Source organism: Streptomyces sp. GLSS-08, from assembly GCF_056387915.1.
The window spans coordinates 47,851-54,447 of the sequence record NZ_JBWJAQ010000033.1; the positions used below are offsets into that span (position 1 = coordinate 47,851).

The 6,597-nt window shown below is 70.6% G+C and carries 5 protein-coding genes and 1 pseudogene; 4 read left to right on the plus strand and 2 right to left on the minus strand.

Going from position 1 to position 6,597, the window contains the following annotated elements:
* Positions 1-25: 25 nt before the first annotated feature.
* Both AC0ZLC_RS32970 and AC0ZLC_RS32975 read right to left on the minus strand, forming a co-directional pair.
* Positions 26-1,216: a polyamine ABC transporter substrate-binding protein gene (locus tag AC0ZLC_RS32970; protein WP_476755610.1), complete on the minus strand. Its 1,191-nt coding sequence runs from the start codon at positions 1,214-1,216 to the stop codon at positions 26-28.
* A 233-nt stretch (positions 1,217-1,449) separates the two neighbouring features.
* A complete protein-coding gene (locus AC0ZLC_RS32975) occupies positions 1,450-2,889 on the minus strand; it encodes a gamma-aminobutyraldehyde dehydrogenase (protein WP_476755611.1) in 1,440 nt (479 codons plus the stop codon).
* Between the two features lie 163 nt (positions 2,890-3,052).
* On the opposite strand from AC0ZLC_RS32975, the gene AC0ZLC_RS32980 reads away from it, so the two are divergent.
* The 4 genes and pseudogenes from AC0ZLC_RS32980 to AC0ZLC_RS32995 all read left to right on the plus strand — a co-directional run.
* Positions 3,053-3,568 (plus strand): Lrp/AsnC family transcriptional regulator, encoded by a 516-nt coding sequence (locus AC0ZLC_RS32980; protein ID WP_358853908.1) that lies wholly within the window; start codon positions 3,053-3,055, stop codon positions 3,566-3,568.
* Positions 3,553-4,932: an aspartate aminotransferase family protein gene (locus tag AC0ZLC_RS32985; protein ID WP_358853909.1), complete on the plus strand. Its 1,380-nt coding sequence runs from the start codon at positions 3,553-3,555 to the stop codon at positions 4,930-4,932. Before AC0ZLC_RS32980 ends, AC0ZLC_RS32985 begins: the two co-directional genes overlap by 16 nt.
* A gap of 314 nt (positions 4,933-5,246) precedes the next feature.
* On the plus strand, positions 5,247-5,984 hold the full coding sequence (locus tag AC0ZLC_RS32990; protein ID WP_476755612.1) for an ABC transporter ATP-binding protein: 738 nt from the start codon (positions 5,247-5,249) through the stop codon (positions 5,982-5,984).
* Positions 5,966-6,597: pseudogene (locus AC0ZLC_RS32995) on the plus strand (hypothetical protein); the annotation flags it as partial. The gene AC0ZLC_RS32990 and the pseudogene AC0ZLC_RS32995, both read left to right, overlap by 19 nt.

The following is a 6,597-nucleotide window of genomic DNA, read 5'->3' on the forward strand; positions in this document are numbered from 1 at the left end:
TGGGCGGCCGGTCGCGGGCGGGCGGTCACAGCCCCGCGATCGCGTTCCATCGCTTCGCGAACTCGGGGCGTTCCGCCGACGTGATGTCGCGGGCGATCGCGAGGCGCCCGCGCATGGTGGCGTCCGGGAAGATCAGCGGGTCCTCGGCCAGGGCCGCGGTGTCCTTGTCCTTGGCGGAGGCGAGGACGTCCCGGGCGGCCGGAACCGGGCAGACGTAGTTGACCCACGCGGCGAGTTCGGCGGCGACCTCGGGGTCGTAGTAGTGGTCGACGAGCTTCTCCGCGTTCGCCTTGTGACCGGCCAGGTTCGGGATCATCAGGGACTCCGCCCACAGCTCGGCGCCCTCCTCCGGCACCACGAAGCGGATGTCGGGGTCGTCGGCCTGGAGCTGGATCACGTCACCGGAGTACGCCTGGCAGGCGAGCACGTCGCCGCCGGCGAGATCCTTGACGTAGTCGTTGCCGGTGAAGCGCCGGATCCGGCCGTCGCGCACGTGCTCGTCGACCTGGTCGCACACGGTGTGGAAGTCGTCCGCCGTCCACCGGGTGATGTCGACGCCGTTGCCCTGCATCAGCAGAGCGAACGCCTCGTCGAGACCGGAGAGGAGTGTGACCCGGCCCTTGAGGTCGTCCGCCCACAGGTCGGAGACCCGGGCGATCTCACGGCCCACCCGGCGCCGGTTGTACGCGATGCCGGTGATGCCCGACTGCCACGGCACGGTGGATCTGCGTCCCGGGTCGAAGGACGGTGAACTCAGCAGCGGGTCGAGGTACTTGGTGACGTTCGGCTGGTTGGCCCGGTCCATCTCCTGGACCCAGCCGAGCCGGACGAAGCGCGCGCACATCCAGTCGCTGACGACGATCAGGTCGCGCCCCGTCCGCTGATGGTTCATCAGGGAAGGGCTGACCTTGCCGAAGAACTCGTCGTTGTCGTTGATCTCCTCGACGTAGTCGACCGTGATCCCGGTGCGCTTCTCGAAGGCGTCCAGCGTGGGCCGCCGCGCCGTGTCCGTGTCGTCGGTGTCGATGTAGAGGGGCCAGTTCGCCCAGGTCAAGCGCTTGTCGCGGGCGGAGAGGTCGACTCCGGCACGCTCGCCCGGCGCCACGTACGCGGCCGGGACCCCGCACCCGGCCAGCGCACCGAGCGCGGCACCACCGCCGAGCGCGCTCAGCAGGGAACGGCGGGACGGGGACGGGGACTTCCGGGGCGCGGGCACCCGGGCAGCATGCCGCCGGATACTCGGGGCGGACAATGGACGCAGCGTCGAGCGATCGCACACGGGGCCGACACCCTGTCGACCGCCCCTGCGTTCGTGGGACTTCGGGCGGGGCGCGGCACGGTGCCCCCGCACCCGCACCCGTACCCGTACCCGCACCCGCACCCGCACCCGCACCCCGGGAACACCGCGGCCCCGGACGGGAGTTCCGCCCGGGGCCGCGTGCCTGCGGACTACGCGTCCAGCGACGTCATCACGTGCTTGATGCGCGTGTAGTCCTCGAAGCCGTACCCGGAGAGGTCCTTGCCGTAGCCGGACTTCTTGAAGCCGCCGTGGGGCATCTCGGCGACCAGCGGGATGTGGGTGTTGATCCACACGCAGCCGAAGTCGAGGGCCTTGGACAGGCGCATGGCGCGGCCGTGGTCCTTGGTCCAGACGGAGGAGGCGAGGGCGTAGTCCACGCCGTTCGCCCACTCGACGGCCTGCTTCTCGTCCGAGAACGACTGCACGGTGATGACCGGGCCGAAGACCTCGTTCTGGATGATCTCGTCGTCCTGCCGCAGACCGGAGACGACGGTCGGGGCGTAGAAGTAGCCCTTCTCGCCGACCTGGTGGCCACCGGCCTCGACCTTGGCGTGGGCGGGCAGGCGCTCGATGAAGCCGGACACCTGCTTGAGCTGGTTGGGGTTGTTGAGCGGCCCGTACAGCACGTCCTCGTCGTCCGGCTGCCCGGTCTTGGTGTCGGCGGCGGCCTTGGCGAGCGCGGCCACGAACTCGTCGTGGATGCCCTCCTGGACCAGGACGCGCGTGGCGGCCGTACAGTCCTGCCCGGCGTTGAAGAAGCCCGCCACCGAGATGTCCTCGACGGCCTTGGCGATGTCGGTGTCCTCGAAGACGACGACGGGGGCCTTGCCGCCCAGCTCCAGGTGGACCCGCTTGAGGTCCTTGGCGGCCGACTCGGCGACCGACATGCCGGCGCGCACGGAACCGGTGATGGACGCCATCGCCGGGGTCGGGTGCTCGACCATCGCGCGGCCGGTGTCGCGGTCGCCGCAGATGACGTTGAAGACACCCTTGGGCAGGATCGAACCGACGATGTCGGCGATCAGGACCGTGGAGGCGGGCGTCGTGTCGGACGGCTTGAGGACGACCGTGTTGCCCGCGGCGAGCGCCGGGGCGAACTTCCAGACGGCCATCATCATCGGGTAGTTCCACGGCGCGACCTGCGCGCAGACGCCGATGGGCTCACGGCGGACGATCGAGGTCAGACCCTCCATGTACTCGCCGGCGCTCCGCCCCTCCAGCATCCGGGCCGCGCCCGCGAAGAAGCGGATCTGGTCCACCATCGGCGGGATCTCCTCGGACCGGGTCAGTCCGATCGGCTTGCCGGTGTTCTCCACCTCGGCCGCGATCAGGTCCTCCGCCCGCTCCTCGAACGCGTCCGCGATCTTGAGGAGGGCCTTCTGCCGCTCGGCCGGGGTCTGGTCGCGCCAGGCCGGGAAGGCCGCGGCGGCCGCCGCCATCGCGGCGTCGACGTCCGCCTGCCCGGACAGCGGCGCGGTCGCGTACGCCTCGCCGGTCGCGGGGTTGACCACCTCGGTGGTCCGTCCGTCGGCGGCGTCACGGAATTCTCCGTCGATGTAGTTGCGCAGACGACGCAGCTCGGTGCTCACTGCCGGCCCTCCTGTCGGGTGTCCAATCACTGAGACACCCACCCTAATCCGTGTGTCCACGTTTTCAACACCCCCGATCCCTTCAGATCTGCGAAATCCGCAAGCCATGTCCTCGTAAACAACGAATTTCATCGCTGCAACCTTGCGGAACTGTCGAGACGTCGTGCAGAGTGAGTGCGTGGCCAGTCGAAGCGCAGACCCCAGGGACTCTCGGGAGTCCAGGAACGGCAGTCCCCAGCTGGATGCCGTCTCCCTCGCCATCATCGAACAGCTCCAGCAGGACGGACGGCGTCCGTACGCCGCGATCGGCAAGGCCGTCGGCCTCTCCGAGGCGGCCGTGCGCCAGCGCGTCCAGAAGCTGCTCGACCAGGGCGTCATGCAGATCGTCGCCGTCACGGACCCGCTCACCGTGGGTTTCCGCAGGCAGGCGATGGTCGGTGTGAACGTCGAGGGCGATCTCGACCCGGTGGCGGACGCGCTGACGGCCATGTCGGAAGTCGAGTACGTGGTGATGACCGCGGGCTCGTTCGACATCCTCGCCGAGATCGTCTGCGAGGACGACGACCACCTGCTGGACGTCATCAACAAACGCATCCGGGCCCTCCCCGGCGTGCGCTCCACCGAGAGCTTCGTCTACCTGAAGCTCAAGAAGCAGACCTACATGTGGGGAACCCGATAGCCGTGAGCAAGGACCTCAGCCGAACCGCGTACGACCACCTGTGGATGCACTTCACCCGCATGTCCTCGTACGAGAACGCGCCCGTTCCCACCATCGTGCGTGGCGAGGGCACCTACATCTACGACGACAAGGGCAAGCGCTACCTCGACGGCCTGTCCGGCCTGTTCGTGGTCCAGGCGGGCCACGGCCGCACCGAGCTGGCGGAGACGGCGTTCAAGCAGGCGCAGGAGCTGGCCTTCTTCCCCGTGTGGTCCTACGCCCACCCGAAGGCCGTCGAGCTCGCCGAGCGCCTCGCGAACTACGCGCCGGGCGACCTGAACAAGGTCTTCTTCACCACCGGTGGCGGCGAGGCCGTCGAGACCGCCTGGAAGCTCGCCAAGCAGTACTTCAAGCTCCAGGGCAAGCCGACCAAGTACAAGGTCATCTCGCGCGCGGTCGCCTACCACGGCACCCCGCAGGGCGCCCTGTCCATCACCGGCCTGCCCGCCCTGAAGGCCCCCTTCGAGCCGCTGGTCCCCGGCGCGCACAAGGTGCCGAACACCAACATCTACCGCGCCCCGCTCTTCGGCGACGACCCCGAGGCCTTCGGCCGCTGGGCCGCCGACCAGATCGAGCAGCAGATCCTCTTCGAGGGCCCGGAGACGGTCGCGGCCGTCTTCCTGGAGCCGGTGCAGAACGCCGGCGGCTGCTTCCCGCCGCCGCCCGGGTACTTCCAGCGCGTACGCGAGATCTGCGACCAGTACGACGTGCTGCTCGTCTCGGACGAGGTCATCTGCGCCTTCGGCCGTCTCGGCACGATGTTCGCCTGCGACAAGTTCGGCTACGTGCCGGACATGATCACCTGCGCCAAGGGCATGACCTCGGGCTACTCCCCGATCGGCGCCTGCATCGTCTCGGACCGCATCGCCGAGCCGTTCTACAAGGGTGACAACACCTTCCTGCACGGCTACACCTTCGGCGGCCACCCGGTCTCCGCGGCCGTCGGCGTCGCCAACCTCGACCTGTTCGAGCGCGAGGGCCTCAACCAGCACGTGCTGGACAACGAGAGCGCGTTCCTCACCACCCTCCAGAAGCTGCACGACCTGCCGATCGTCGGCGACGTCCGCGGCAACGGCTTCTTCTACGGCATCGAGCTGGTGAAGGACAAGGCCACCAAGGAGACCTTCACGGACGAGGAGTCGGAGCGCGTGCTCTACGGCTTCGTCTCGAAGAAGCTCTACGAGTACGGCCTCTACTGCCGCGCCGACGACCGCGGGGACCCGGTCATCCAGCTGTCGCCGCCGCTGATCTCCGACCAGTCGACCTTCGACGAGATCGAGGGGATCATCCGTCAGGTCCTGACGGAGGCGTGGACGAAGCTCTGATCATCCGGATCCGCAGAGATCTTCTTGATCCTCGCAGATCTTCCTGATCTTCCTTCTGGATGATCAATACCGGCCCCGGTGCCGCCCGTTCGAGTGAGAAAGGGCGGCCCGGGGCCGCGTGCTGTCCGGCCCAGCGCCCCCGGATCCCTAGCGTGCCAGTGACCGATCGGCCCTGCCTTCGTTCCCCCGAGCGGGGGACCGGGCGACCCCGAGGACGTTCAGGCGCGCTCCCACGCCGGCCGGCACCGGAGCGCACCGGCTCTTCCCCGAGGGCGCCGGGCAGCGCAAATCAGATCCGAACCGAGGTGTACGCGATGGTGGCCCCGCCGGACAACGACGTGCTCTGGGCACGCGCCCTGCACGTCAAGCACAACGGCTCGCCCGCGCTCAGCGGCGTCTCGCTCGGCGTCCGGGAGGGCGAGATCCTCGCCGTCAGCGGTCCGCGCGGCAGCGGCAAGACGACCCTTCTGCGATGCCTGTCCGGGCAGCTGCTGCCCGAGCACGGCGAGGTCTGGTTCAACAGCACCCCCGTCCACACCATGGGGCCGCTCACCCGGGAGCGGCTGCGCCGCGACCGCTTCGGCTGGATCGACCCGGCGCCGGTCCTCGTACCGGAACTGAACGCCTGGGAGAACGCCGCACTCCCCCTGATGCTGCGCGGCACCCCGCGCCGCGCCGCCAAGACCGCCGCGCTCGAATGGCTGGGGCGCCTCGACATCGGCGACTGCGCCCGCAAGCGGCCCCACGCCCTCCCGCAGGCCGAGCGTCAGCGCGTGGTCGTCGCCCGCGCCCTGGTCGCGGCGCCCACCGTCCTCTTCGCCGACGAGCCGACGGCCTCGCTGCACCGCGCCGACCGCGCCCAGGTCCTGCGCACGCTCACCACGGCGGCCCGCTCGCACGGCATCACGGTGGTCCTCGCCACGCACGACGCGGACACCGCGGCCCTCGCCGACCGAACGGTGTCGCTGCTCGACGGACGGCGCGTGCACACCGTCCACCTCCCGCCCGTCACCGAGCCGGAAGGCCGGGCCGCGTGCTCGCTCTCCGTCTAGCCCGCGCGGGGCAGCCCCTCGTCCAGCTCCGCCGGCTGCTCGTCGCCGCGGCCTCGGCGGGCACCGGCTTCCTGCTGCTGTGCACGCTGGGACACGCGATGACGCACCCGGAAGCCTCCACCGCCTCGGTGCTGCGCCTGGCCTGGTGCGCCGCTCCCCTGGCCGCCACGGTGTACTTCGCCGTCGCCGTCGCCCGCACCGACCCCGGGACCCGGCCGCGTCCCGGCCTCTCGGCGATCGGCCTCGGCCCCGGCCGGCTGACGGCGATCTCCGCCACCACCACGGCGCTGGCGACCACCCTCGGCTCGACGCTCGCCCTGCTGCTCTTCCTGCACCTGCGCGGCGACCTGACCGGCATGCCGTTCGACGGCGCCGCGGCGGACTTCCTCGCGGCGGACCGCCCGCTGCCGCTGCCGGCCGCCCTGACGCTGCTCTCCCTGGTGCCGATCGCCGCCTCGGCGGCCACCGCCCTGGCCCTGCGTCCGCGCGCCGGGAGCCGGGCCCGCGGCTGGCGGCACACGCCCGGCGGCGCGACGCGGCCGGGCGGCGGCACCGCCGGACGGCACGCCGTCGGCGCGCAGGCCGGCCCCGACGGACGGGGCGCTGGACCCCC

Excerpts from the sequence above, each read along its gene's own strand:
- AC0ZLC_RS32990 (WP_476755612.1), top strand. The coding sequence starts at position 5,247 with ATGGTGGCCCCGCCGGACAACGACGTGCTCTGGGCACGCGCCCTGCAC.